Source organism: Streptomyces sp. NPDC001858, from assembly GCF_053594615.1.
In genome coordinates this window covers 98,532-122,613 of record NZ_JBSFEV010000017.1, presented here as the reverse complement: position 1 = coordinate 122,613, position 24,082 = coordinate 98,532, and the positions used below count along the sequence as shown (strand labels likewise).

At 72.2% G+C, this 24,082-nt stretch carries 20 protein-coding genes and 1 pseudogene; 16 read left to right on the top strand and 5 right to left on the bottom strand.

Translation table 11 applies throughout. From position 1 onward, the window contains the following. The first annotated feature begins 364 nt into the window (after positions 1 to 364). Positions 365 to 580 carry an I78 family peptidase inhibitor gene (locus ACWCPF_RS23880; RefSeq protein ID WP_451047088.1) on the top strand — a complete coding sequence of 72 codons (216 nt, stop codon included), beginning with the start codon at positions 365 to 367 and terminating at the stop codon, positions 578 to 580. A gap of 151 nt (positions 581 to 731) precedes the next feature. Here the strand turns inward: ACWCPF_RS23880 and ACWCPF_RS23875 are convergent, their stop codons facing one another. Together ACWCPF_RS23875 and ACWCPF_RS23870 are read right to left on the bottom strand one after the other, a co-directional pair. After that, on the bottom strand, positions 732 to 1,775 hold the full coding sequence (locus ACWCPF_RS23875; protein WP_451047087.1) for a phosphatase PAP2 family protein: 1,044 nt from the start codon (positions 1,773 to 1,775) through the stop codon (positions 732 to 734). Between the two features lie 207 nt (positions 1,776 to 1,982). Further along, complete coding sequence (locus ACWCPF_RS23870; protein ID WP_451047086.1) at positions 1,983 to 3,257, bottom strand: mannosyltransferase family protein; 1,275 nt, start codon at positions 3,255 to 3,257, stop codon at positions 1,983 to 1,985. A gap of 293 nt (positions 3,258 to 3,550) precedes the next feature. Between ACWCPF_RS23870 and ACWCPF_RS23865 the strand changes: the two genes are divergently transcribed. Together ACWCPF_RS23865 and ACWCPF_RS23860 are read left to right on the top strand one after the other, a co-directional pair. Then, positions 3,551 to 5,152 carry an MFS transporter gene (locus tag ACWCPF_RS23865; protein WP_451047085.1) on the top strand — a complete coding sequence of 534 codons (1,602 nt, stop codon included), beginning with the start codon at positions 3,551 to 3,553 and terminating at the stop codon, positions 5,150 to 5,152. A gap of 153 nt (positions 5,153 to 5,305) precedes the next feature. Next, entirely contained in the window at positions 5,306 to 6,496 is a 1,191-nt protein-coding gene (locus tag ACWCPF_RS23860) for an acyl-CoA dehydrogenase family protein (protein ID WP_451047084.1), read from the top strand. 36 nt (positions 6,497 to 6,532) lie between these two features. Here the strand turns inward: ACWCPF_RS23860 and ACWCPF_RS23855 are convergent, their stop codons facing one another. Next, positions 6,533 to 6,970 (bottom strand): cell division protein SepF, encoded by a 438-nt coding sequence (locus tag ACWCPF_RS23855; RefSeq protein ID WP_451047083.1) that lies wholly within the window; start codon positions 6,968 to 6,970, stop codon positions 6,533 to 6,535. A 335-nt stretch (positions 6,971 to 7,305) separates the two neighbouring features. Between ACWCPF_RS23855 and ACWCPF_RS23850 the strand changes: the two genes are divergently transcribed. The 10 genes and pseudogenes from ACWCPF_RS23850 to ACWCPF_RS23805 all read left to right on the top strand — a co-directional run bounded on the left by ACWCPF_RS23850 (position 7,306) and on the right by ACWCPF_RS23805 (position 20,900). Further along, positions 7,306 to 8,547: a DUF5685 family protein gene (locus ACWCPF_RS23850; RefSeq protein WP_451047082.1), complete on the top strand. Its 1,242-nt coding sequence runs from the start codon at positions 7,306 to 7,308 to the stop codon at positions 8,545 to 8,547. 130 nt (positions 8,548 to 8,677) lie between these two features. Next, complete coding sequence (locus ACWCPF_RS23845; RefSeq protein WP_451047081.1) at positions 8,678 to 9,274, top strand: GTP-binding protein; 597 nt, start codon at positions 8,678 to 8,680, stop codon at positions 9,272 to 9,274. A 408-nt stretch (positions 9,275 to 9,682) separates the two neighbouring features. Further along, the gene (locus ACWCPF_RS23840; RefSeq protein WP_451047080.1) at positions 9,683 to 11,467 is read left to right on the top strand and encodes an FAD/NAD(P)-binding protein; all 1,785 of its coding nucleotides are present in this window, start codon (positions 9,683 to 9,685) and stop codon (positions 11,465 to 11,467) included. A 31-nt stretch (positions 11,468 to 11,498) separates the two neighbouring features. Next, positions 11,499 to 12,401 (top strand): LLM class flavin-dependent oxidoreductase, encoded by a 903-nt coding sequence (locus ACWCPF_RS23835; RefSeq protein ID WP_451047079.1) that lies wholly within the window; start codon positions 11,499 to 11,501, stop codon positions 12,399 to 12,401. A gap of 39 nt (positions 12,402 to 12,440) precedes the next feature. Next, positions 12,441 to 12,578, top strand: a pseudogene (locus tag ACWCPF_RS23830) (DUF1684 domain-containing protein); the annotation flags it as partial. A 226-nt stretch (positions 12,579 to 12,804) separates the two neighbouring features. Further along, positions 12,805 to 13,716 (top strand): S1 family peptidase, encoded by a 912-nt coding sequence (locus ACWCPF_RS23825; RefSeq protein WP_451047078.1) that lies wholly within the window; start codon positions 12,805 to 12,807, stop codon positions 13,714 to 13,716. Positions 13,717 to 13,853: 137 nt separating this feature from the next. Continuing rightward, positions 13,854 to 14,717: a slipin family protein gene (locus ACWCPF_RS23820; RefSeq protein WP_451047077.1), complete on the top strand. Its 864-nt coding sequence runs from the start codon at positions 13,854 to 13,856 to the stop codon at positions 14,715 to 14,717. Between the two features lie 221 nt (positions 14,718 to 14,938). Beyond that, positions 14,939 to 16,021, top strand: a complete 1,083-nt coding sequence (locus ACWCPF_RS23815; protein WP_451047076.1) for a S1 family peptidase — start codon at positions 14,939 to 14,941, stop codon at positions 16,019 to 16,021. Positions 16,022 to 16,263: 242 nt separating this feature from the next. Further along, positions 16,264 to 19,860, top strand: coding sequence for a DNA polymerase III subunit alpha (locus ACWCPF_RS23810; protein ID WP_451047075.1), 3,597 nt, complete (start codon positions 16,264 to 16,266; stop codon positions 19,858 to 19,860). Continuing rightward, entirely contained in the window at positions 19,857 to 20,900 is a 1,044-nt protein-coding gene (locus tag ACWCPF_RS23805; protein ID WP_451047074.1) for a DNA polymerase Y family protein, read from the top strand. Before ACWCPF_RS23810 ends, ACWCPF_RS23805 begins: the two co-directional genes overlap by 4 nt. 10 nt (positions 20,901 to 20,910) lie before the next feature. Here the strand turns inward: ACWCPF_RS23805 and ACWCPF_RS23800 are convergent, their stop codons facing one another. Then, complete coding sequence (locus ACWCPF_RS23800; protein ID WP_451047073.1) at positions 20,911 to 21,285, bottom strand: cupin domain-containing protein; 375 nt, start codon at positions 21,283 to 21,285, stop codon at positions 20,911 to 20,913. A 107-nt stretch (positions 21,286 to 21,392) separates the two neighbouring features. Between ACWCPF_RS23800 and ACWCPF_RS23795 the strand changes: the two genes are divergently transcribed. Both ACWCPF_RS23795 and ACWCPF_RS23790 read left to right on the top strand, forming a co-directional pair. Beyond that, entirely contained in the window at positions 21,393 to 21,836 is a 444-nt protein-coding gene (locus ACWCPF_RS23795) for a MarR family winged helix-turn-helix transcriptional regulator (protein WP_451047072.1), read from the top strand. A gap of 200 nt (positions 21,837 to 22,036) precedes the next feature. Continuing rightward, positions 22,037 to 22,915, top strand: coding sequence for an esterase/lipase family protein (locus tag ACWCPF_RS23790; RefSeq protein WP_451047071.1), 879 nt, complete (start codon positions 22,037 to 22,039; stop codon positions 22,913 to 22,915). A gap of 271 nt (positions 22,916 to 23,186) precedes the next feature. Here ACWCPF_RS23790 and ACWCPF_RS23785 read toward each other — a convergent pair whose 3' ends face one another. Then, entirely contained in the window at positions 23,187 to 23,321 is a 135-nt protein-coding gene (locus ACWCPF_RS23785) for a hypothetical protein (protein ID WP_328482808.1), read from the bottom strand. A 141-nt stretch (positions 23,322 to 23,462) separates the two neighbouring features. Here ACWCPF_RS23785 and ACWCPF_RS23780 point away from each other — a divergent pair, with 141 nt between their 5' ends. Next, positions 23,463 to 24,077 carry a class I SAM-dependent methyltransferase gene (locus ACWCPF_RS23780; protein WP_451047070.1) on the top strand — a complete coding sequence of 205 codons (615 nt, stop codon included), beginning with the start codon at positions 23,463 to 23,465 and terminating at the stop codon, positions 24,075 to 24,077. Positions 24,078 to 24,082 lie beyond the last annotated feature (5 nt).

Below are 24,082 nucleotides of genomic sequence, written 5' to 3'. Positions count from 1 at the left end.
GCCCGCCCGGTACGGAGGAGGTGTGCCGAAGCAGTGCATTTCCTATGCGCAGTCAGCTCGCTCGATCCCGCCCGGAATCGAAAAGGAACCGGGTGCGGGGACGGTTATTCGTGTGCTTTTCGGCGGGTTATTCGGGCCGTCCGCACGGCACGCGGGAATTGAGTTCGAATGCGCGAGGAAGTCGTACGAAACCGCTCGTACGTGTGATCCCGTTGGGCCGAAACGCGTGTCGTGGTCCTGTGACAGAAGTGTGACCGGAGTGATCCGTATGTCCGGTCCGGCCTTCCTGGGACGTCCGGTCCGGTGTTCCCGGGACGTCCGGTCCGGTCTTCCCGGGGCGCGTCCCGCGGCTTAGCGTGGCGGTATGGCACCGAATCACACTCCGCCAGCGGAGCCCCAGGACAATCCGGACGGGTACGTCGGCCTTGAGCCCGCGCGTGCCGAGCGGCTCGCCCGTGAACGGGGGTGGTCGACGGTGCGCTCGCTGGCCCCCGGGACGATCGTCACCATGGAGTACCGCTTCGGGCGGCTGAACTTCGAGGTGCGGGACGGACGCGTGACCCGCGCCTGGAAGGGCTGAGCCGTTCGCGGACGGCGCGCACCGGCACGGCGAAGGCCGCACGGGCACGGCGAAGGCCCCGGTTCCCGAGCTTCGGGAACCGGGGCCTTCGGGTGCGGGACCGGGTTGTGCGTACCGGGGTCCCGCCGTGTCGGGGCGGCGATCGGGCTGGTCAGCCGCCTGTGAGCGGACGGGTCGCCGAGGCCGTCGTACCGCGTGGGAGGCGGTCGGCGTGCGGGGGGCGGCGGGTCCCGATCGGGGTGACCGGGGTGCGTTCCGAGCGGGTCGCGTGCGGGCCGGGGGCCAGATAGGCCGGCGCGCCGCGCGGGGCCCTGGCCGGGGCGAGCGGCTCGCGGGCCGCGGAGGCCTCGTCCTGGGCCACGGGGTGCGGCTTCAGCGGCAGGGCCACGGCGACGGGGGCCGCCGGAACCGGAGCCGGCGCCGGGAGGACGCCGCTGCGGCGCTCCCGCCGGCGGTCACGCAGAGCGAAGATCGAGACCTCGGCGCGGGCGATCAGCGGCTCGCACCAGGGCAGCGCCAGCAGGACCAGCAGCCCCGCGGCCCAGCCGAGCACCACATCGCTCAGCCAGTGCGTACCGAGGTAGACGGTGGTGAGGCCGACGCCGAGCGAGACCACCGCGGACACCGCGGACAGCCAGCGGCGAGCCCTCGGCGTGGAGGCCAGATACGCCAGGATTCCCCAGGTCACCACGGCGTTGGCGGTGTGGCCGCTGGGAAATATATCGCCGCCCAGACCCATCTCGTTGGAGCCGATGGTGGTCGCGTAGTGCGGCCCCAGCCGTCCCATGCCGAGCTTCGCGGCGCCCACGGTGATGTTCAGCAGCAGCAGCGAGGCGCCCAGGGTGAGCAGCGGGCGGAGCGTGTGCTGGCGCCAGGATCTCCAGCCGAGCCAGGAGGCGACCATCACGGCGGTCGGGCCGCGCTGGCCGAGGACCACGTAGTAGTCGAGGAAGGCGTGGATCTCCGGCCACTGCTGGTAGGGCCGGAAGAACATGACCTGCCAGTCGAAGCGGACCAGCCATGAGGTGACCACCACGAACCACACGATCGCCAGATAGAAGGCCAGGGTCGCCGACAACAGGGCGACCCGGTGCCTGCTCATCTTCGGCACATCGATGTGGGCCGGTCGTTCCGGCTCACGGTCGAGCCTGGCGAACACCCGGTCCAGACGGGTGAGGTTTTGTTCGGTACGCACCTAAACGACGTTACAGCGAGTGAGCTCGCGACCCGGCCGATACCGCCGGTTTGTGATGACGATGTGATGTGGGATTGCTCTCAGGGAGCCGTTTATTACTGCGCAATGAGTAATCGTCGAACGTTGTTCCCTTCAATTCCTTTGATCATTGCACGGGATGCTTTTAGGGAACTCATGAAAAGGCCCGCCGAAAAGCCGGACCCGCCGTTACGGAGGACCGGAGCCGTTCAGCCACCACGCCCCGTACACGGCCGAGGCCGCCGCGAGGCCCGCCACCACCGCCGCCGACCTGGCGGTCCGCAGCCGGGCCAGGGCGAGGGCGAGCGGCAGCAGCAGCGGGAAGGCGGGCAGCAGCAGCCGCGGCTTCGAGCCGAAGTAGCTCGACGCGCACAGTGCGAGCGCGAGCACCACACCCCCGTACACCAGCAGCGGGAGCGGCTGGCGCTGCCGTACGCAGGTGACGTACAGCCACAGCAGCAGGGCGACGCCGACGATCAGGCCGACGCCGGCGAGGGCCGACGGGAACGACGTGAACTTGTCGGCGACGAAGCGCGCGAAGGCGTACCCGCCGTCGAAGCCGTTGCGCCAGCCCGCCTGGACGTCGAGATAGCCGAGGGGCCCGTCGCCGGTGCGACGGCCGACCCACAGGACGTACGCGGCGGCGCCGAGGGGCGCGAGGAGCATGCCGAGGGCGCGCGGTGCGAGGCGGGGCCCGCCGGCTGTGGCCTCGCGCCCGGAAGGGGCGTCGGCCGCCGGGCGAGGGGCGTGCTCGGGGGCGTGCGCGCCGGGCGCGGGCGCTGCGCTGCGGGTTCCCGCGAACGACACCGTCCGCGAGGACTCGCGCTCACGAAGGAAGGACGCGATGCCCGCCGCCCACACCGCCGCGACCACCGCGAGCCCCACCGGCCGGGTCAGCCCGGACAACGACGCCAGCACCCCGGCGGTCACCCACCGGCCGGTGAGCACCGCGTACAGCGACCAGGCGGCCAGCGCGGTGAAGAGCGACTCGCTGTACGCCATCGACTGCACGATCCCGACCGGCAGGACGGCCCACACCAGCACCGCGCACACCCCGGCCCGACGCCCGTACACATGATCGGCGACCGCGAAGATCCCCCAGGCCGCCGCGAGCGAGGCGACCAGCGAGACGACGAAACCGGCGTCGGCGTACGACAGCGGGGTCACCGCGTGCAGCAGCCTTTCCAGCCAGGGCAGCAGCGGGAAGAAGGCCAGATTGGAGTGCACGTCGCCGTTCGGCAGCCGGACCTCGTAGCCATAGCCCAGCTCGGCGACCCTCGTGTACCAGAGGGCGTCCCAGCGGGCGGTCAGCAGCGTGTACGCGCTCTTGTCGCGGGCGGCGCTCCACAGGGCCAGGGTGAGCAGGCACAGGGCGCGCACGGCCGCGTACCCCAGGAGGGCCGGAGCCGCCCGTCGCAGGGCCCCGGCGCCGCGGGGCGTCACACGCGTTTCAAGATCGGTCACGGGCTCGATTATCGACGGCTTGCTCGGTGGCACGGACCGCCGGGGCGTGCGCGACGGTGCGCGCAGGCGCGTCGAGGGGCGTGTCCAGGGGCGCGGGGAGTGGCGTACGCCACATGGGTTGCCCGTGGACGGTGAGAGGTCCGCCACTTGGCCGTGGCGCGAACTCGCGTACGCTGCCATCCACTCGTGTTCGTTTGCGCGGGCCGGAGACCACCGCTCCTCTCCGGCCGAGTCGCGGGGAGTCCCCACCCCGCGAGCCCGCCGGACCGAGGGATCACCTGGGAGGTACGTACATGTCCGGGACGACCACGGCCGCCGCTGGGCTGCGCCGGAGGGCGGCCGGGGCCGGTGCCAACCGCTGGGTCGTGCTGGTGGTGCTGTGCGTCAGCCTGCTGCTGGTCGCCGTCGACGCCACCGTGCTGCACGTGGCGGTGCCCGCCGTCACCGAGGACCTGCGGCCCGGCGCGATCGAGCTGCTCTGGATCGTCGACATCTATCCGCTGGTCTGCGCCTCGCTGCTGATCCTGTTCGGCACGCTCGGCGACAAGGTGGGCCGGCGGCGGGTCCTGCTGCTCGGCTACGCCCTGTTCGGCGTCGCCTCCGCGCTGGCGGCGCTCGCCGAAAGCGCGCAGACGCTGATCCTGGCGCGGGCGCTGCTGGGCGTGGGCGGCGCGATGATCATGCCGGCCACGCTGTCGATCCTGCGCCAGGTCTTCCCGGACCGGCGCGAACGGGCGCTGGCCATAGGCATCTGGAGCGCCGTGGCCGCGGTGGGCGCCGCGGTCGGCCCGCTGCTCGGCGGCTTCCTCCTGGAGCACTTCTGGTGGGGCTCGGTCTTTCTCGTCAACATCCCGTTGATGCTGGTCAGTCTGCCGATCGGACGGCTGCTGCTGCCCGAGTCGCGGGGCGCCCAGGACGGCCCCTGGGACGTGGTCGGCGCGCTGACGGCGGCGGCCGGGCTGTTCGGCGTCGTGCTCGGCGTGAAGCGGCTGGGCGGCGGGGAGTTGGGACTGTTCACCGTGGTACCGCTCGCGGTGGGCGCGGTGTTGATCGTCTTGTTCGTCCGACGGCAGCGGCGGTGCGCCCATCCCCTGGTCGACCTGCGGATGTTCGGGCGGCCGGCGTTCAGCACCTCGGTGGGGTGCATCGTGCTGGCGATGCTGGCCCTGGTGGGCCTCGAACTCATCGCGGCGCAGTATCTGCAACTCGTGCTGGGGCTGTCTCCCCTGGAGACGGGCCTGCGCCTGCTCCCCCTCACCTTCGCCGCGATGGCCGCGGGGCTGGCCGGGGCGCGGCTGCTGCGCCGGTTCGGCCCGCGGCGGATGGTGTGCGGGGGATTCCTGCTCACGGCGCTGGCCGTGCTGACCCTGACCGCGATGGGCGGTTCGGACAACCCGGGGCTGCTGCTGCTCGGGTTCCTCCTGCTGGGCTTCGGCCTGGAGACGACGTTGTTCGCGGCCTACGAGTCGATGCTGAGCGAGGCTCCGCCGGAGCAGGCGGGCGGCGCGGCGGCGATCGGCGAGACGTCGTACCAGCTCGGCGCGGGGATCGGGATCGCGCTGCTCGGCAGCGTGATGAACGCGGCGTACGCGCCCGGCCTCAACGGCGTGCCGGGGGTGCCGGCGTCGGCGTCGGCCTCGGCGGGGCATTCGCTGGGCGAGGCCTACGAGGTCGCCGGGCGGCTCGGCGGGTCGGCCGGGGCGGCCCTGCGCCGGGCGGCTCGGGACAGCTTCGTGCACGGGCTGCATGTCACGCTGCTGGTCAGCGCGGGGCTGCTGCTGCTCGGGGCGCTGATGGCGGTGCGGCTGCCGCGGGCCATGCAGTGCGAGGTGCCTTCGGCGGAGGTGGAGCTCCCTGCGCCCCGGGAGGTCGCAAAGTCCCGCGTCTCGGCCTGACTCTCCCACCCACGCACCGTCGCCCGTTTGCTGTTTCTTGATCGGTGGGCGTTTCCCGTGGGGCTTGTTCGCCGTTGGCGTCTTGCGGTCGCGGCGCGACTCGGGGCAGTGTGGTTAGCGGTGCTAGTTTTGGGATCCCGGAGGCTGTTCTGTATGTCTGCGTCCTCGAAGTCGCCCCCCTTCGACCCCGGCGATCCGCTCGGGCTCGACGAACTGCTCCAGCCCGAGGACCTGGCCGTCCGGGACACCGTGCGGGCGTGGGCCGCGGACCGGGTGCTGCCGTATGTCGCCGAGTGGTACGAGCGCGGCGAGCTGCCGGGCATCCGGGAGCTCGCCCGTGAGCTCGGCGGGATCGGGGCGCTCGGGATGTCGCTCAGCGGCTACGGATGCGCGGGCGCCAGCGCCGTGCAGTACGGGCTCGCCTGTCTCGAACTCGAGGCCGCCGACTCCGGGATCCGGTCCCTCGTCTCCGTGCAGGGATCCCTCGCCATGTACGCCGTCCATCGCTTCGGCAGCGAGGAGCAGAAGCAGGCCTGGCTGCCGGGTATGGCCGCCGGCGAGATCATCGGGTGCTTCGGGCTCACCGAACCCGATCACGGGTCCGACCCGGCCGCCATGCGGACGCACGCCAAGCGCGACGGCTCCGACTGGGTGCTCAACGGGCGCAAGATGTGGATCACCAACGGATCGGTCGCCGGGATGGCCGTCGTCTGGGCGCAGAGCGACGACGGGATCCGGGGGTTCGTCGTGCCGACCGACAGCCCCGGCTTCGCCGCCCCGGAGATCAAGCACAAGTGGTCCCTGCGGGCCAGCGTGACCAGCGAACTCGTGCTCGACGACGTGCGGCTGCCCGCCGACGCCGTGCTGCCGGAGGTCACCGGACTGCGGGGGCCGCTCAGCTGTCTGTCGCACGCCCGCTACGGCATCGTGTGGGGAGCGATGGGCGCGGCGCGGTCCTGTTTCGAGACCGCCGTCGAATACGCGAAGACCCGGGAGCAGTTCGGGCGGCCCATCGGGGGTTTCCAGCTCACCCAGGCCAAGCTCGCCGACATGGCGGTCGAGCTGTACAAGGGGATTCTGCTCGCCCATCATCTGGGGCGGCGGATGGACGCCGGCCGCCTGCGTCCCGAGCAGGTCAGCTTCGGCAAGCTCAACAACGTACGGGAAGCGATCGAGATCTGCCGGACCGCCCGCACGATCCTCGGGGCCAACGGGATCTCGCTCGAGTACCCCGTCATGCGGCACGCGACCAACCTGGAGTCGGTCCTCACCTATGAAGGCACCGTCGAGATGCACCAGCTCGTGCTGGGCAAGGCGCTCACCGGACTCGACGCCTTCCGCTGACCCCCGGAGGGGGCAGGGCCGGCGAGCGGCCCTGCCTCAGCTCTGGTTGAAGAAACCGTCCGTCCGATGCGCGGACGGGTCGCCGTTCACGATCTCCGTGTTGGCGGGGGTCAGCAGGAACACCCGGGTGGACACCCGCTCGATCGAACCCCGCAGGCCGAAGATCAGCCCGGCCGCGAAGTCGACGACGCGCTTGGCGTCCCCGGCCTCCATGGCCGTGAGGTTCACGATGACCGGCACGCCCTCGCGGAACAGCTCGCCGATCGCCCGCGCGTCCCGGAAGCTGTCCGGGGTCACGGTGCCGATCCGTCGGCCCTTCTCCTCGGCCGTGTCCGCGGCGACCTTGACGCGGGGGTCGGTGACCCAGGCCTCTCCGGAGTCGGTCCCCTCGGAATAGTCGTCGTCGTAGTAACGCTCGTCATCGTTGTCGTCGACGAGGCCAAGCCAGGCACTCGCCTTGCGCACCGATCCCATGGACGCCTCCTCTCACAGCGGTCTTTCTGCTTTCCGCATTCCCCATGGTCGTCCATGATGCGGATGTCGCGCCAAGTGGATAGACGCCGCGCGGGGGGTTTGTGACGGTACTGGTGCACAGCGAATCCGTACAGAGCCCGCGCCCCCCAAGGGTCCTACCGCATACGGCTGCTGACTGTGAGTGAAATATGATTCTTCGTGGCGGATGGGTGACGCTCGGTGCGTCCGGGTGAACCGAGACGTTCACTCCGGCATGACAATCGGTCGATAACATGCGCCAGAACGTGCGCCAGAACGTGCGCCGGCTCAATGTGCCAGAGACGACGGGGGTTGTCGTGTTCGGAATAGTCAGGCCATGCAGTCACCGGCTCGGTGAAGGCCTCAAGACGCAATGGATGGCGCATCTGTGCGGGCTGTGTCTCGCGCTGCGCGGTGATCACGGACAGTTCGCCCGGGTCGTCACCAACTACGACGGGCTGCTCATATCCGTGCTGACGGAGGCTCAGGCCGAGCGGGTCACGGCCGGCGGATGGCGGCGGACGGCGGGACCGTGCCCGTTGCGCGGGATGCGCACCGCGTCCGTCGCACAGGGGGAGGGTGCTCGGCTCGCGGCCGCCGTCTCGCTGGTGCTCGCCTCCGCCAAGGTCCGCGACCACGTCGCCGACGGGGACGGGCTGCTGGCGCGGCGGCCGGTCTCCGTCGCCGCGCGCCGGGTCGCCGCGAGCTGGGGGCGGGCCGGGGAACGCGGCGGGGCCGCCGTCGGATTCGACACCGCCGTCCTCGTCGACGCCGTGGACCGGCAGGTCGGCATCGAGGCGCTCGCCGGACCGGGCACCCCGCTGCTGACCGTCACCGAGCCCACCGAGACCGCCACCGCCGCGGCCTTCGCGCACACCGCGGTCCTGGCGGGCCGGCAGGACAACGCCGCGCCGCTCGCCGAGGCGGGCAGGCTCTTCGGCCGGCTGGCGCATCTGCTGGACGCGGTCGAGGACCGGCAGGCCGACGCGGCGAACGGCGCCTGGAACCCGCTGACGGCCACCGGCACCCCGCTCACCGAGGCCCGGCGGCTCGCCGACGACGCGCTGCACGGGATCCGGCTCGCCCTGAAGGATGCCTCGTTCGTCGACGGCAAGCTGGTGCATCTGCTGCTCGCGCACGAACTGGAGCGGTCGATCGACCGGGCGTTCGGGACGCAGAGCTGCGGACATGCGCACGGGCCGGAGGGCGGGCCGGGTCCGCAGGGCGCGTTCGGACCGCCGACCGGTCCGTACGCCCCGCAGGGCCCGGCGGATCCGAACGCACCCGACAACCCCCATGGCAACCCTTACGGCAATCCCTCTGGCAACCCCTACGGGGGCGAGCCGCCGCGGCCCGACAAGCGGGGCCTCCTGGCGGGCTGCGCGGTCGCGCTCGGGCTGTGCTGCACCTGCAAGGTGTGCTGCGCCGACGAGTTCGAGGGGCCCTGGTCGCGGAAGAAGCGCGACGGCTGGTGCAGCAACTGCGACTGCAATTGCTGCGACTGCTGTGACGGGTGCGAGTGCTGTGAGTGCTGCTCCTGCTGCGACTGCTCCTGCTGACGAGGCGTCACCTACCGTGTGCGGGCGCTTATCGTCCGTGGCCGACGGGCGTCACGATGAGCGGTGAGCGCCCCGGGGCCGTATCTCCCGGAGAGGATGCGGACACGGATGCTCGAAAGGATCAGTGATCATGCCCGGGCGTTCTGACAAGACCGTGCCGCTCGCCGTGAAGATCGTGGTGAGCGGGGGGCTCGGGGTGGGCAAGACCACCTTCATCAGGGCCGTCTCCGAGATCGAGCCGCTCGACACGGAGGCGGCCATCACCCAGGTGTCGGTCGGGGTCGACTCGCTCGAAGGCGTGGAGTCCAAGACGACGACCACGGTCGCCCTCGACTTCGGCCGGATCAGGGTCGATCCGGGCATCGCGCTGTATCTGTTCGGCACGCCCGGACAGGGCCGGTTCTCGTTCCTCTGGGACGACCTGGTGGAAGGGGCGCTCGGGACGGTCGTCCTCGTGGACACCCGGCGGATCGAGGAGTGCTTCCCGGCCCTGGACTACTTCGAGTCCCGGGGTCAGCCCTTCGTCCTCGCCGTGAACCGTTTCGACGGGGCCGAGCGGTTCGAACTGCAGGAGGTCCGGGAGGCGTTGGAGCTGAGCGACGACGTGCCCTTACTGGAGTGCGACGCGCGTGAGCGCGACTCCGTGCGGGATGTGCTGGGGGCGTTGATGGACCAGGTGATCGCGTTTCGGGCCGCCGCCAGGCGCAAGGCGGTCGGGGTGCGCTGATCGCCGAGGCGGGCGTACCGAGGGAGGTGCGAGGGGAGGGGGTGCGAGGGGAGGGGTGTGCGTGAGTGCGTGAAGGCGAGACCGGGTGCGGGGGAAGAGCGCGAGAAGGGCGCCCCGGGAGCCCGGGGGCCGCAGTGGGTCAGCTCAACAGGAACAGGACCACACGCGACCGAAGTCGATGTGGGAGCGGGTGACCAGCCACTGCTGCGGATGCATGGGCCAAGTGGAACAGGTCTCCGGTTTTGCGTCAACCGACGTGAGACGTACGGCTCACAGTGTGGACGGCCTTGACAGCGAGGGGAAACGCCCGCGTACTCTCGCCGGACGGCCGTGCTGAGGGGCTCGGCCGTGGTGGTGCGTGAAGGCACCTTCACCGTGTTCGACATTCTCGCGCCACGGAGCCTTCGCATGTCTTCCGAAACCCTCACTCCCGCATCCCCTGCCACCCTCGTGATCGTCGGGGGCGGGCCGCGGGGCACCGGTCTCATCGAGCGGATCGCCGCCAACGCGCCCGAGCTGTACGCAGGTTCGGGTCTGACCATCCACCTCGTCGACCCGCATCCGCCGGGCGCCGGCCGTATCTGGCGGGCCGCCCAGTCGCCGCTGCTGTGGATGAACTCGCACGCCGAGGACGTCACCATGTTCACCGACGAGACGGTGCAGATGGACGGCCCCGTGCGGCCCGGCCCCACCCTGCACGAGTGGGCCGGCCTCGACGGGCGCACCTTCGCCGACCGGCGGATCCAGGGCGACTATCTGCGCTGGGTGCACGAGCGGGCCGTCGCCGCGCTGCCCCCGGACATCACCGTCCACCACCATCCGCGGCGCGCGCTGCGGGTGAGCGGCTCGCGCGAGGGGCGCCAGCAGGTGTGGCTGGAGGGCCGGGACCGGCCCCTGTCCGCCGACCTCGTGGTCCTCGCCCTCGGCCACCTCGACGCCGAACTCGACGACGAGCAGCGCGAGTTGGCGGCCTATGCGCGCGAGCACGGGCTCGTCCACCTCCCGCCGGACTTCACCGCCGACAGCGATCTGTCCGCGCTCCCGGCCGGCGAACCCGTCCTGGTGCGCGGCTTCGGGCTCGCCTTCGTCGACCTGATGGCGCTGCTCACCGAAGGGCGCGGCGGACGGTACGAGGGGGACGCCTATGTGCCCTCGGGGCGGGAGCCGGTGCTGTACGTCGGCTCGCGGCGCGGAGTGCCGTACCACTCGAAGATCGGTTACGACTGGACCGGCGAACGGCCGCCGCTGCCCCGGTTCCTGGGACCCGCCGAGATCGACGGACTGCTCGCGCGGCCCGAGGGCTTCGACTTCCGGCGGGACGTGTGGCCGCTGGTGGAGAAGGAGCTGGGCTTCGCCCACTACCACCGCCTGTTCACCGTCCACGCCGAGCGGACCGCGATCGCCTGGACCGACTTCGAGGAGAAGTACGCGGCCGCCTCCGCGGGGGCCGAGCGCGAGGCGCTGGTGGCGTCCGCCGTGCCCGATCCACGCGACCGGCTCGACCTGACCGCGCTCGACCGACCGCTGGCCGGGGTGACGTACGGGTCCTCCGAGGAGTTCCAGGAGGGCTTGCGCGGATACGTCGAGGACGATCTGAGCCGCCGTCACGATGCCGCCCACAGCCCTGACCTGGCCGTCTTCCTGGCGCTGCTGTCCGTCTACGGACAGCTGATCCGCCTGGGGAACATCGGCTCCTCGTGGCACGGGTTCTTCAGCCACCTCGCCTCCGGGCCGCCCGGCCCCCGGCTGCGGCAGCTGCTCGCGCTGTCCCGGGCGGGACTGCTCAAGTTCGTCGGCGCCGACATGGCCGTACGCGCCGAGGACGGGGTGTTCCGGGCGTCCGGGGCGACCGTGCCGGGGTTCTCGGTCGAGGCGCGGGCGCTGGTCGAGGCCCGGCTGCCGGAGCCGACGCTCCGCCGCGCCCTCGACCCGCTGCTGCGCGAGCTGCACACCGACGGCGCCGGCGAGACCCCGGACGGGCTGCTGCGGGTGGACCGCGCCGACGGCCGGATCCTGGACCGGGCCGGTCTGCCGCACCCACGGCGCTTCGCGCTCGGCCCGCACACCGACGGGCGTACGCCGGGGGCGTTCACCCGGCCGCGCACGGGCGGACCCGCGTTCCGGCAGAACGACGCGACCGCGCGGGCCGCGCTGGTGTTCCTGCGGGACCTGGGCGCCGACGCCGTCGGGTGAGCCGGTCACCTTCGAGAAGGGGTTCCTCCCGATGACCTCGCGATCGACCTCATCGCCCGGCCGGGGCCTGCTGCACCTGGCCGCCGCAGTCGACCAGCCCGGGCCCGGGGTGCACGACACCGGCCCCTACGTCGAACTGGCGCGGCTCGCCGAGCGCGGCGGGCTCGACTTCGTGACGCTGGACGACGACGCCTTCGCGCGGCCCGGGCCCGACGCGCCGACCGTGCTGTCCCGGGTGGCGCCCGCCACCCACCGCGTCGGACTGGTGCCGAGGCTCACCACCGCCGACGCGGTGGCCGACCTCGACCGGGTCAGCAGCGGCAGGGCCGGATGGCGGATCGGCGCCTCCGCGACCGAGGAACCGGCGTGCGCGCCCTCCCCGGTGACGGGACGCCGTCCGGTGTGCGTCGTCGACGCCGTCGAGGGACCGGCCCTGTCCGTCGCCGCGCGCCGGGCCGACGTGGCTCTCGTCCGGGCGGCGGACTGCGCGCAGGCCCGTGCCGCCCGCGACCGGCTGCGGGCCGAGGCGGCCCGGTCCGGACGCGACCCCGACAGCCTGCGCGTCCTGGTGAGTCTGCTGATCGACCTCGGCGACGGCGAGCACGCCGCCGAGCGCGGCCACGGCGGAGGCGGCCCCCGGCAGACGGCGCAGGGCCCGCTCTACCGGGGCGGCCCCGTCGACCTCGCCGACCTGATCGCGTCCTGGCGGCAGGACGGCGGGGCCGACGGCTTCCACCTCATCCCGGTGGAACCGCGCCGCGACCTGGAACGGCTGGTCAACGGCACGGTGGCGGTGCTTCAGCACCGCGGTCTGTTCCGCACCTTCTATCCGGGCAGCACCCTGCGCGAGCACCTGGGGCTGCGGCTGCCCCGGCCCGCCGACCGCCCGACGATCCGGACGGTCGACTTCCGGACACCCCCGGGACCCGGGTGACGGAAGGGGACGGCACCGCACTCCGGCGCACCCGACGCGGACGGATGCACGGCCGTCGACCTCCACCGCGTCGTACTGCCTCCGTGCGCCTTTGCCGACGGTTTCGGCTGCCCCGGCCCGTCGCCGGGGAACACATGTCACGTGGCGGTCGAGGCAGGGGAGCGCAACCAGGTCTGAGCTGGGGCAAGAGGGCTGCGCGAGGGTTCAACTCGCGCGGTTCGATCGACGTCTGACGGCCGAAAGGCGCTCTTGCGCCGACCGGCCGTTCGGCCGAATACTCCCCCTCAGCGCTTGTCAGGGTCACGGCGTGTCCGATTTCCGGGCGAACGTCGGTCCTGGCTGCGCCTCACGGGCCCCGACCCCACACGACGGGCCCCCGACTTCCCCTGGGAGGGAACGAAACGTGAGGATCAAGCGCACCACCCCCACCACCCCCATGAGCGGTGTCTCGAGACGGATGCGGCTGACCGCGGTCGCCACCGGACTCGTGGCCGCGGCCGCCATCGCGACCCCCAACGCGAACGCGGCGGACGACGCCACCTTCAGCACCGCCGAGCTGAAGAGCGCCAGCAGCTCGGTGCTCCAGGCGGACATCGCGGGCACGGCCTGGGCGGTCGACGCCAAGACCAACCGCGTCGTGGTCACCGTCGACAGCACGGTCTCGCAGGCCGAGATCGCGCAGATCAAGGAGCAGGCGGGCGGCAACGCCGGCGCGCTCACGATCAAGCACACGCCGGGCAAGTTCAACAAGCTGATCACCGGCGGCGACGCCATCTACGGCGGCGGCTACCGTTGCTCGCTCGGCTTCAACGTCGTCAGCGGCAGCACCTACTACTTCCTCACCGCCGGCCACTGCGGCGAGGTCGCGTCGACCTGGTACTCCAACTCGGGGCAGACGACCACGCTCGGCACGAACGTCAGCTACAGCTTCCCGACCAACGACTACGCGCTGGTCCGCTACACCAACACCTCGGTCACCAAGACCGGCGGCGCGGGCAACACGGACATCACCAGCTCGGGCACGCCCAGCGTCGGCACCACGGTCTACCGTGACGGCTCGACCACCGGCATCCACAGCGGCCGGGTCACCGCGCTGAACGCGACCGTGAACTACGGCAGCGGCGACATCGTCTACGGCATGATCCAGACCAACGTCTGCGCCGAGGGCGGCGACTCCGGCGGTCCGCTCTACTCGACCAGCGGCATCGCCTACGGTCTGACCTCCGGCGGCAGCGGCAACTGCACCTCCGGCGGCACGACCTTCTTCCAGCCGGTGGCCGAGGCCCTGAGCGCGTACGGGGTGAGCGTCTTCTAAGCCTGTCCCGACCCCGCACCACGAGTTCACGTACGACGAGCCCCCGCGCGCGAACCGGCGTGCGGGGGCTCGCTCTTGCCCGGAACCCGGAGTTACCGTCGTGGTACGGCAAGCGTTTCGGACCCTTGGGGGCCGGCATGGTCGAGGAACTGTTGGCGGCGGGAGTCACGCTCGTGGCCGCCGGGGCGGTGTATGTGACGGCGGCGGCGCGGGTCGTCAAACAGTACGAGCGGGGCGTGGTCTTCCGGCTCGGGAAACTCCGGCCCGAGGTGCGCGAGCCGGGACTGACCCTGATCGTTCCGGGCATCGACCGGCTCCGGAAGGTCAACATGCAGATCGTCACGATGCCGGTGCCGGGGCAGGAGGGCATCACCCGGGACAACGTCACCGTGCGGGTGGACGCCGTCGTCTACTTCAAGGTGACCGCGCCGGCCGAGGCGGTGGTGCGGGTGGAGGACTACCGGTTCGCCGTCTCGCAGATGGCGCAGACCTCCCTGCGGTCCATCATCGGCAAGAGCGAGCTGGACGATCTGCTGTCCGACCGCGAAAAGCTCAACCAGGGGCTGGAGTTGATGATCGACAGCCCGGCCGTGGAGTGGGGCGTCACGATCGACCGGGTCGAGATCAAGGACGTCTCCCTGCCGGAGACGATGAAGCGGTCCATGGCCCGCCAGGCCGAGGCCGACCGCGAACGCCGGGCGCGGATCATCAACGCGGACGCCGAGCTCCAGGCGTCGAAGAAGCTGGCGGAGGCGGCGAAGGAGATGTCCGAGCAGCCCGCCGCGCTCCAGCTGCGCCTGCTCCAGACGGTGGTGGCGGTGGCCGCCGAGAAGAACTCCACGCTGGTCCTGCCCTTCCCGGTGGAACTACTACGCTTCCTGGAACGAGCCCAACAACCCCCGACGGCCCCCACGCCCACCCCTACCCCCGGGTCTGTGGCCGCGCCCGCTCCTGCTCCCGCGCCCGTGGCGGAGGGGGAGTCGGGGGTGGGCGGGGGGTAAGGGGTCGGGGGCGTGGGGGCGTGGGGGCGTGGGGGCGTGGGGGAGGGGGTGAAGGGGCGGGGGGCTTGCGGTGCCTACCTTGTGCGCTTCCTGAAGGCGACCTTGTGTGCTCCCTGTGCGGTTCGGAAGAGTGAGCGCCCGTCAATCAGGGCAAGTCCCCACCTTCCGGCCTGCCGCGGTCCCCCACGGCCGCCGGGCCGACCCCCACAGGAGGACGCGAGTTGAAGCATCGACGTATACCCAGGCGGCGGGCGGTCATGGCGGGCGCGGGCGTCGCCGCGCTCGTCGCGGCCGGAGTCACCTTTCAGACCGCGAACGCCAGCGAGTCCGCGAAGGCTCCGCAGCCGACCACCCTCTCGGCCCTCGCGGCCGGTCGGCTTGCCTCGGCGCTCGGCGCGGATCTCGGCGCCGACGCGGCGGGCACGTACTACGACGCGAAGAGCAGGAGTCTCGTGGTGAACGTCCTCGACGAGACCGCCGCGAAGGCCGTCGAGGCGGCCGGGGCCGAGGCCAGACTCGTCGAGAACTCCCTCGCCGAACTGACCGGCGCGCAGGCGACGCTCAAGGCGGACGCGGCCATCCCCGGCACCGCCTGGGTGACCGACCCGACGGCCAACAAGATCGTCGTCACCGCCGACCGCACCGTCTCCGACGCCGAGTGGGCCAAGCTCGCCGAGGTCGTCGACGGGCTCGGCGGCACCGCCGAACTCCAGCGCACCAAGGGGGAGTTCAAGCCCTTCATCGCCGGCGGCGACGCCATCACCGGCGGCGGCGGGCGCTGCTCGCTCGGCTTCAACGTGGTCAAGGGCGGCGAGCCGTACTTCCTGACCGCCGGGCACTGCACCGAGGCCGTCTCCACCTGGTCGGACTCCTCCGGCGCCGTGATCGGCGCCAACGAGGTCTCCCGCTTCCCGGGCGACGACTACGGTCTCGTCAAGTACACCGCCGACGTCGACCACCCGAGCGAGGTCGACCTCTACAACGGCTCCGCGCAGACGATCACCGGCGCCGCGCAGGCCACCGTCGGCATGCAGGTCACCCGCAGCGGCTCGACCACCCGGGTGCACTCCGGCACGGTCACCGGCCTGGACGCCACCGTGAACTACGGCAACGGAGACGTCGTCAGCGGTCTCGTCCAGACCGACGTCTGCGCCGAGCCCGGCGACAGCGGCGGCTCCCTCTTCTCGGGCAGCAGCGCCGTCGGCCTGACCTCGGGCGGCAGCGGCGACTGCACCTCCGGCGGGGAGACGTTCTTCCAGCCGGTCACGGAGGCGCTGTCGGCCACGGGGACGCAGATCGGCTGACCCCGCCCGCCCGGCACCTGTGGAGGTCCCGCCCCGAGCGCGAGGGGCGGGACCTCACGCGTGCGCGACATGACACCGACCGCCGCCACCGACGCCCCCGCGGCCACCCGTACCGCACGGTCCCGGTGAAGGGCGTTTCCGCAGGTGGGAGGCGTTCGAACGGGTGTCGTACATATGTTCGGGATTTGGTCTATGGTGGGGGTGAGCAGGTTGGGAACTGATGTTCGATATCGGAGGTGCGGATGCCAGGGTTCACGCATCTGCACACCGTCTCCGGGTTCTCCCTGCGCTACGGCGCCTCGCACCCGGAGCGGCTGGCCGGGCGCGCCTCGGAGCGGGGCATGGACGCCCTCGCCCTCACCGACCGCGACACCCTCGCCGGCACGGTCCGCTTCGCCAAGGCCTGCGCGAAGGAGGGCGTCCGCCCGCTGTTCGGGGTGGACCTGGCGGTGGCGGCGCCGCTGCGGGAGGGGAGCGACGTACGGCGGGACCGCCGCCGCACCCCCGTGCGCGGCGGCGCCTTCGTCGACGAGTCGACGCCCCGCGTCACCTTCCTCGCCCGCGACGGCGCCCGGGGCTGGGCCGACCTGTGCCGGATCGTCACGGCCGCGCACGCGGACGGGGCGGACGTCCCGGTGCTGCCCTGGACCGGAAACCACGGGGACGGACTGACCGTCCTGCTCGGCCCCGCCTCCGACGTCGGCCGCGCGCTCGCCGCCGGCCGGCCGGACCGGGCCGCGCGGCTCCTCGCCCCCTGGCGGGAGGTGTACGGCGACGCCCTGCGGCTGGAGGCCGTCTGGCACGGGCGCTCCGGCACCGGACCCGGTTCCCTGCGGCTGGCCGCCCGTACCGTCGGCTTCGCCGCCGAACAGCGGATCCGGCCCGTGCTCAGCAACGCCGTCCGGTACGCCGACCCCGGCCAGGGGCCGGTCGCGGACGTCCTGGACGCCGCCCGCCGGCTCGTCCCCATCGACCCGGCCAAGGAACTGGACTCGGGCGAGGCCTGGCTCAAGGGCGCGGACGTCATGCTCGGGGCGGCGGAGCGGATCGTGGAGGCCGCCGGCTTCCGGCGCGCCGCCGCCCATCATCTGCTGGAGCAGACCCGGACGGCCGCCGCCGCATGCCTGGTCGACCCCGAGGACGACCTCGGCATGGGCGCCGTCCACTTCCCCGAGCCGCACCTCGTCGGCGCCGGCCGCCGCACCGCCCAGCGGGCGCTGGCCTCACGGGCGGCGGCGGGGATGGTGCTGCGCGGCTACGACCGTTCCTCGCGGGCGCGGCACTACTGGGAGCGGATGCACCGCGAACTCGACATCATCGCCCACCACGGCTTCGCCTCCTACTTCCTGACGGTCACTCAGGTCGTGGACGACGTACGGGACATGGGCATCCGGGTCGCCGCGCGCGGCTCGGGCGCGGGGTCCCTCGTCAACCACCTCCTCGGCATCGCCCACGCCGATCCCGTCGAGCACGGGCTGCTGATGGAGCGCTTCCTGTCCAAGGAGCGGGTGGTGCTGCCCGACATCGACATCGACGTGGAGTCCGCGCGCCGGCTGGAGGTCTACCGCGCGATCATCGGCCGCTTCGGCGCCGAGCGGGTCGCGACGGTCGCGATGCCGGAGACGTACCGCGTCCGCCATGCCGTCCGGGACGTCGGCGCGGCCCTGTCCATGGACCCCGCCGAGATCGACCGCGTCGCCAAGTCCTTCCCGCACATCCGGGCCCGCGATGCCCGCGCGGCCCTGGCGGAACTGCCCGAACTGCGCGCGCTGGCAGGGGAGAAGGAGCGGTACGGACGGCTGTGGGAGCTGGTCGAGGCCCTCGACGCCCTCCCGCGCGGAGTCGCCATGCACCCGTGCGGGGTCCTGCTCTCCGACGCCTCCCTGCTCTCCCGTACGCCGGTCATGCCGACCAGCGGCGAGGGGCTGCCCATGGCCCAGTTCGACAAGGACGACGTCGAGGACCTCGGGCTGCTCAAGCTGGACGTGCTGGGGGTGCGGATGCAGTCGGCGATGGCGCACGCGGTGGCGGAGGTGGCGCGGGCGACGGGCGAGCGGATCGACCTGGACGCGGTCGAGGGCGGCGACCCGGCGACGTACGGGCTCATCCGGTCGGCCGAGACGCTGGGCTGTTTCCAGATCGAGTCGCCCGGCCAGCGCGATCTGGTGGGGCGGTTGCAGCCGGCCGGCTTCCACGACCTGGTCGTGGACATCTCCCTGTTCCGGCCGGGGCCGGTCGCCGCCGACATGGTGCGGCCGTTCATCGAGGCGCGGCACGGGCGGGCGCCGATCCGGTATCCGCACCCGGACCTGGAGGAACCGCTGCGGGACACCTACGGGGTCGTCGTCTTCCACGAGCAGATCATCGACATCGTCGCGATCATGACCGGCTGCGGACGCGGCGAGGCGGACCGGGTGCGGCGCGGGCTGTCCGACCCGGAGTCGCAGGGGCGGATCAAGGTGTGGTTCGCGCAGCACGCGGCGGCGAGAGGATACGGGGCAGAAACGATTCAGCGGACCTGGGAGATCGTCGAGGCCTTCGGCTCGTACGGCTTCTGCAAGGCGCACGCGGTCGCCTTCGCCGTTCCGACGTACCAGTCGGCGTGGCTGAAGGCGCACCACCCGGCCGCCTTCTACGCCGGGCTGCTCACGCACGACCCCGGGATGTATCCGAAGCGGCTGCTGCTGGCGGACGCGCGGCGGCGCGGGGTGCCGATCCTGCCGTTGGATGTGAACCGGTCGGGGGTCGCCCACCGTATCGAACTGGTGTCTGAATCCGGGGTCTGGGGGCTGCGGCTGGCCCTCTCCGACGTGCACGGCATCAGCGAGGCCGAGGCGGCGCGGGTCGCGGACGGGCAGCCGTACGCCTCGCTGCTCGACTTCTGGGAACGGGCCCGGCCGAGCCGTCCGCTGGCCCAAAGGCTGGCGCAGGTCGGCGCGTTGGACGCCTTCGGCGCCAACCGGCGTGATCTCCAACTGCACTTGACCGAGCTGCACCGGGGCGCGCGGGGCGCGGGCGGCGGCCAACTCCCCCTGGCGGGCGGACGGCAGACGGCGCCCGCCGGACTGCCGGACCTGTCCTCCGCCGAGCGGCTCAGCGCCGAGCTGGGCGTGCTCTCCATGGACGCCTCGCGCAATCTGATGGACGACCACCGGGCCTTCCTCGACGAGCTGGGCGTGGTCTCGGCACGTCGGCTGCGGGACGCGCGGCACGGGGAGACGGTGCTGGTCGCCGGCGCCAAGGCGGCCACCCAGACACCGCCGGTCCGGTCCGGCAAACGGGTCATCTTCAGCACCCTGGACGACGGCACGGGCCTGGTCGACCTCGCCTTCTTCGACGACTCCCACGACGCCTGCGCCCACACCGTCTTCCACTCCTGGCTGCTGCTGGTGCGCGGGGTGGTGCAGCGGCGCGGTCCGCGCAGCCTCAGCGTGGTGGGCGCGGCGGCCTGGAACCTCGCCGATCTCGTCGAACTGCGCGCCGAGGGCGGCCTCGACGAGGTGGCGACCCGCCTTGCGGAGGCTACGGGGGAGACGGCGCCCGCACCTGTGGCGGAGGGGGACGGTGATTCGTCGGGGAGCGGCGGGTCGTCGGAAAGCGGTGATCGGGCCGGCGACGACGACCGGGCGGAGAGCGGTGGCCGGGCCGGGAGCCGTGATCGGGCCGGGGGCCGTGGTCGGGCGGGGGGCGGGGAGGCGGCCGGGGGGAGGCGGATTCGGTTGCCCACCGGATACGAGCTGCATCCGTGGGCCGATCTGCGGCCCGCGGGGCAGGACGCCTCACAAGGGCCTGCGAACGTACGGAAGTTGTGGCACCAGAGTCCGGGGAGTGCGGGATGACCATCCTCTGCGTACGTTTCCAGTCGCCTTCGACGTCCGGGACGGCGGAGACCGATATCGATACCGGGGCCGGCACCGGGGCAGCCCTGCCGGCGCTGCTCGGGTTGCTGGAGGAGTTCACGCCGGTCGTCGAGGCGTTGCCGCCGGACGGGGCGCTGGCCGATCTCCGGGGCGCGGAACGGTACTTCGGGCGCAGCGCGGTGGAGCTGGCGTCGGTGATCCGGGTGCGGGCGCTCGCGCTGCACGGCGTCGACTGTGTGATCGGCGCCGGCGCCGGCCCGCTGTCGGCCCGGATGGCGCTGCGGGCCGCCCGGCCCGGGGTGACCTGCGCGGTCCCCGAGGGCGAGGTGCGGGAGTTCCTCGCCGGACAGCCCGTCGTCGCGCTGCCCGGTGTCGGCACGGCGACCGCCCGCGCCCTGGACGAGTACGGACTCGACACCCTCGGCCGGGTCGCCGCCGCGCCCCTGTCCACGCTCCAGCGCCTGATCGGCGTCAAGGCGGGCCGGGAACTGCACGAGAAGGCGAACGGCGTCGACCGCGGCCGGGTCGTGCCGAACGCCGTGTCACGGTCGCTGGCCACCGAACGCCCCTTCGAACGTGACGAGGTGGACCCGGACCGGCACCGCCGCGCCCTGCTCTCGGCCGCCGAGGAACTGGGCGCCCGGCTGCGCGCCCTGGAGACGGTGTGCGGCGCCCTGACCCTCACCGTGCGCTACGCCGGCTTCCCCCGCTCCCGGACGGGTCCGAGCGGGGGAAACCCCACGGCCACCACCCGCAGCCGCACCCTCAAGGAGCCGACCGCGCATTCGGCGGCCCTGACGAGGACGGCGTACGGCCTGTACGAGGCGCTCGGTCTGCAGCGCGCCCGGGTCCGCGCGATCGCGCTGCGCGCGGAGGCCCTGGGCCCCGCCGGACAGGCCTCGTACCAGCTCACCTTCGACCCCGTCGACGAGAAGGTCCGGCGCGTGGAGGAGGTCGCCGACCGGGTGCGGGCGAAGTTCGGGCCGGGGGCGGTGAAGCCGGGAACGCTGGCGGCGTGATCCGGGCGGTTCAGTTGGCCCACGGGGGAGTGATCCGGGTTCCGTCGGCCAGTTCCGCCTCCAGGCCGATGGACGTGGTGACCCAGGAGAGCGCGGTGTGACCGGTCGGGTTCTCGACGGCCAGGGTCGCGCCCGGATTGACGATCACCGTGTCGCCGGCGGTGATCCGCTCGGCGCTGCCGTCGAGCGTGAGGATCAGCTCGCCGACGAGCAGATGGAAGATCTCCTCCCGGTTGACGGTGTGCGCGGGGCCTTTCGTCCCCGCGGGAATCTCACCCCGCCAGGCGCACAGCTCCTTGCTGCCGGTGCGGGGGTTGGCGTACAGGACGAAGCGGGCGCCGTGGATCTCATGGGTGACGGCCTCCGACGAGCGGACGACGGGCATGGGGCCTCCTGGCAGGCGGTTCCGGAACGGGCATATAGTCAAGCAGATTGACTATATCTCCATGGTCAAGCTGCTTGACCGTTCCGTCAAGGTGTTTCAATGCGGACGTGCAGAACTCCGAGGCCCTGGCCCTGTCCGCCGCCCTGCTCGCCGCCGCGGGCGAGCTCACCCAGCGCATCAACGACGGGGTCGTCGCCCGTGGATTCGAGGGGCGGCCCGCCTACGGCTTCGCCTTCGCCCGGCTCACCCCGGGCGGTGCGACGGTCGGTGAGCTCGGCGTCCATCTCGGGGTGACCAAGCAGGCGGCGAGCCAGCTCGTCGAGGAGCTCGTGCGCAAGGGGTACGTCGAGCGCCGTCCGCATCCCGACGATGCGCGGGCCCGGCTGATCGTGCTCACCGAGCGGGGCCGGGAGTGCACCCGGGCGGCGGAGGAGGCGGCCGCCGAGGCGGTGCGGGCATGGGCCGATGTGCTGGGCGAGGGTGAAGTGCGCGTGTTGTGCGACCAATTGGCGCGTATTGCGCCCTACGGTCCCATCAGGCCTGCCTGGTGACGGAATGTCAGTGACTCCGACTGCCGTCCGCTATCACTGACACCACTGATGCCGCTGACCATCACCGGAATTTTTTACTGACGCGTAACTTCACACTTCACCTACTCATCCGTAACTTGACGAGTGAACAGCATCCTCGTGATCCGGATCACAGGGCGTAAGGCCATCGCACCTCCCTTGAGCCGCAAGGAGATCACACGATGCTGCCCTGGAAGCGCGTGCTCGGACCACTCGCCGCACTGCTGCTGGCCGCCACGGCGGCCACCGCCGCCCACGCCGAGACCGCCGCCCACCCCACGGTTGCCGCCACCGCCGCCTCGTCGAGCGGCTGGAACGACTACGGCTGCAAGCCCTCCGCCGCCCACCCCCGCCCCGTCGTGCTCGTGCACGGCACCTTCGGGAACTCGATCGACAACTGGCTGGCCCTCGCCCCCTATCTGACGGTCCGTGGATACTGCGTCTTCTCCGTCGACTACGGCCAGTTGCCGGGCGTCCCGCTCTTCAACGGCCTCGGCCCCATCGACAAGTCGGCCGGGCAGCTCTCCACTTTCGTCGACAAGGTGCTCGCCGCGACCGGCGCCGCCGAGGCCGACCTCGTCGGCCACTCGCAGGGCGGCATGATGCCGCGCTACTACCTGAAGTTCCTCGGCGGAGCCGCCAAGGTCAACGCGCTGGTCGGTATCGCCCCCGACAACCACGGCACCACGCTGAGCGGACTCGCCAACCTGCTGCCGTACTTCCCCGGCGCCGAGGACCTGCTCTCGACGGCCACCCCCGGCCTCGCCGACCAGATCGCCGGGTCGGCCTTCCTCACCAAGCTCAACGCGGGCGGCGACACCGTCCCCGGCGTCCGCTACACCGTCATCGCCACCAAGTACGACGAGGTGGTCACCCCCTGGCGCAGCCAGTATCTGAGCGGCTCCGACGTGCGCAACGTCCTGCTCCAGGACCTGTGCCCGCTGGACTTCTCCGAGCACGTGGCGATCGGGCTGTTCGACCGGATCGCCTTCCACGAGGTGGCCAACGCGCTCGACCCGGCCCACGCCACCGCCACCACCTGCGCCTCCGCCCTGAGCTGACCCGCTGCGGTCGTCCCGCCGGGGCCTGTCCGACCTGAGCCGCCGGTCAGGCCCCGGAGTGTCGCCACGCTGAGGTGTGCCGGAACCAAGAAACCGCGAAATCGCCTGCTGGGGGAGGCCGTCGGCGATCTTTAGGGTCGCCTTAAGGAACCGCTGAGCCTGGGATCAGGTAGCCGGCCTCCAGGCATGCCGAACGAGAAGATCCGGCCTGCTGTGGCGGGATCGGGGGGCGGGGCCGGACGGGGCCGGGCGGGGCCGGGCGGGGCTGTCCTCAGCCGTCCGGCCACCAGGTGCGGGCGATGTCCTTGCGCACCTCGGGGCGCCCGGCGGGCCGTTCCTCGGCCTCCTCGCGGATGCGGCGGGAGTCCGTCTTCTTCAGGGGCTTCTGCACGGTCGTACGGCGCATGGCTGCCTCCTTACAGGAACTACCTGTTTCCGCGATCCCACGGAGATAGACCCTTTGGGGGAGACTTCCTCATCGCCCCCCGGTCTGTCAGTGGCGGCTGTCACGATTCGAGTGTCAGTGGTGGGTGTCACTCTTGGGCACATGATGAAAAACGGTGACGAACCGAATCCGCCGAGTGTCGACTGGGACGCGGCGGCCGCCGCCTTCGACGAGGAGCCGGACCACGGTCTGCGCGACCCCGAAGTGCGCGCGGCCTGGGCCCGGCGGCTGCGGACCTGGCTCCCGGAGCGCGGCTGTGACGTGCTCGACCTCGGCTGCGGCACCGGCAGCCTGTCGCTCCTCGCCGCCGAACAGGGACATCGGGTGACGGGCGTCGACCTGTCCCCGGCCATGATCGACCTGGCCCGCGCCAAACTCGCCGGACGGGACGCGGTGTTCCTCCTCGGCGACGCGGCGGCGCCCCCGGTCGGGGAGGAGCGCTTCGACGCCCTGCTCGTACGGCATGTGCTGTGGACCCTGCCCGACCCCGCCCGCGTCCTGCGGCACTGGCGCGGGCTGCTGCGCCCGGGCGGGCGGCTCGTGCTGGTCGAGGGCGTGTGGGGGACCGTCGCCCCGGTCGGCATACCGGCGGACCGGCTCACCGCCCTGCTGGCCCCGGTGACCGTGCACACGCGCGTGGAGCCGCTGTCGCAGGAGGCCGGGCTGTGGGGCGGGGCGGTGGACGACGAGCGGTACGCCGTGGTGGCCACGGTGTGAAAGCC

Coding starts and splice junctions, on each gene's coding strand:
- ACWCPF_RS23880 (WP_451047088.1), top strand. CDS start 365: ATGGCACCGAATCACACTCCGCCAGCGGAGCCCCAGGACAATCCGGAC.
- ACWCPF_RS23855 (WP_451047083.1), bottom strand. CDS start 6,970: ATGGGATCGGTGCGCAAGGCGAGTGCCTGGCTTGGCCTCGTCGACGAC.
- ACWCPF_RS23780 (WP_451047070.1), top strand. CDS start 23,463: ATGATGAAAAACGGTGACGAACCGAATCCGCCGAGTGTCGACTGGGAC.
- ACWCPF_RS23785 (WP_328482808.1), bottom strand. CDS start 23,321: ATGCGCCGTACGACCGTGCAGAAGCCCCTGAAGAAGACGGACTCCCGC.
- ACWCPF_RS23810 (WP_451047075.1), top strand. CDS start 16,264: ATGCCAGGGTTCACGCATCTGCACACCGTCTCCGGGTTCTCCCTGCGC.
- ACWCPF_RS23835 (WP_451047079.1), top strand. CDS start 11,499: ATGACCTCGCGATCGACCTCATCGCCCGGCCGGGGCCTGCTGCACCTG.
- ACWCPF_RS23805 (WP_451047074.1), top strand. CDS start 19,857: ATGACCATCCTCTGCGTACGTTTCCAGTCGCCTTCGACGTCCGGGACG.
- ACWCPF_RS23845 (WP_451047081.1), top strand. CDS start 8,678: ATGCCCGGGCGTTCTGACAAGACCGTGCCGCTCGCCGTGAAGATCGTG.
- ACWCPF_RS23865 (WP_451047085.1), top strand. CDS start 3,551: ATGTCCGGGACGACCACGGCCGCCGCTGGGCTGCGCCGGAGGGCGGCC.
- ACWCPF_RS23800 (WP_451047073.1), bottom strand. CDS start 21,285: ATGCCCGTCGTCCGCTCGTCGGAGGCCGTCACCCATGAGATCCACGGC.
- ACWCPF_RS23860 (WP_451047084.1), top strand. CDS start 5,306: ATGTCTGCGTCCTCGAAGTCGCCCCCCTTCGACCCCGGCGATCCGCTC.
- ACWCPF_RS23820 (WP_451047077.1), top strand. CDS start 13,854: ATGGTCGAGGAACTGTTGGCGGCGGGAGTCACGCTCGTGGCCGCCGGG.
- ACWCPF_RS23790 (WP_451047071.1), top strand. CDS start 22,037: ATGCTGCCCTGGAAGCGCGTGCTCGGACCACTCGCCGCACTGCTGCTG.
- ACWCPF_RS23840 (WP_451047080.1), top strand. CDS start 9,683: ATGTCTTCCGAAACCCTCACTCCCGCATCCCCTGCCACCCTCGTGATC.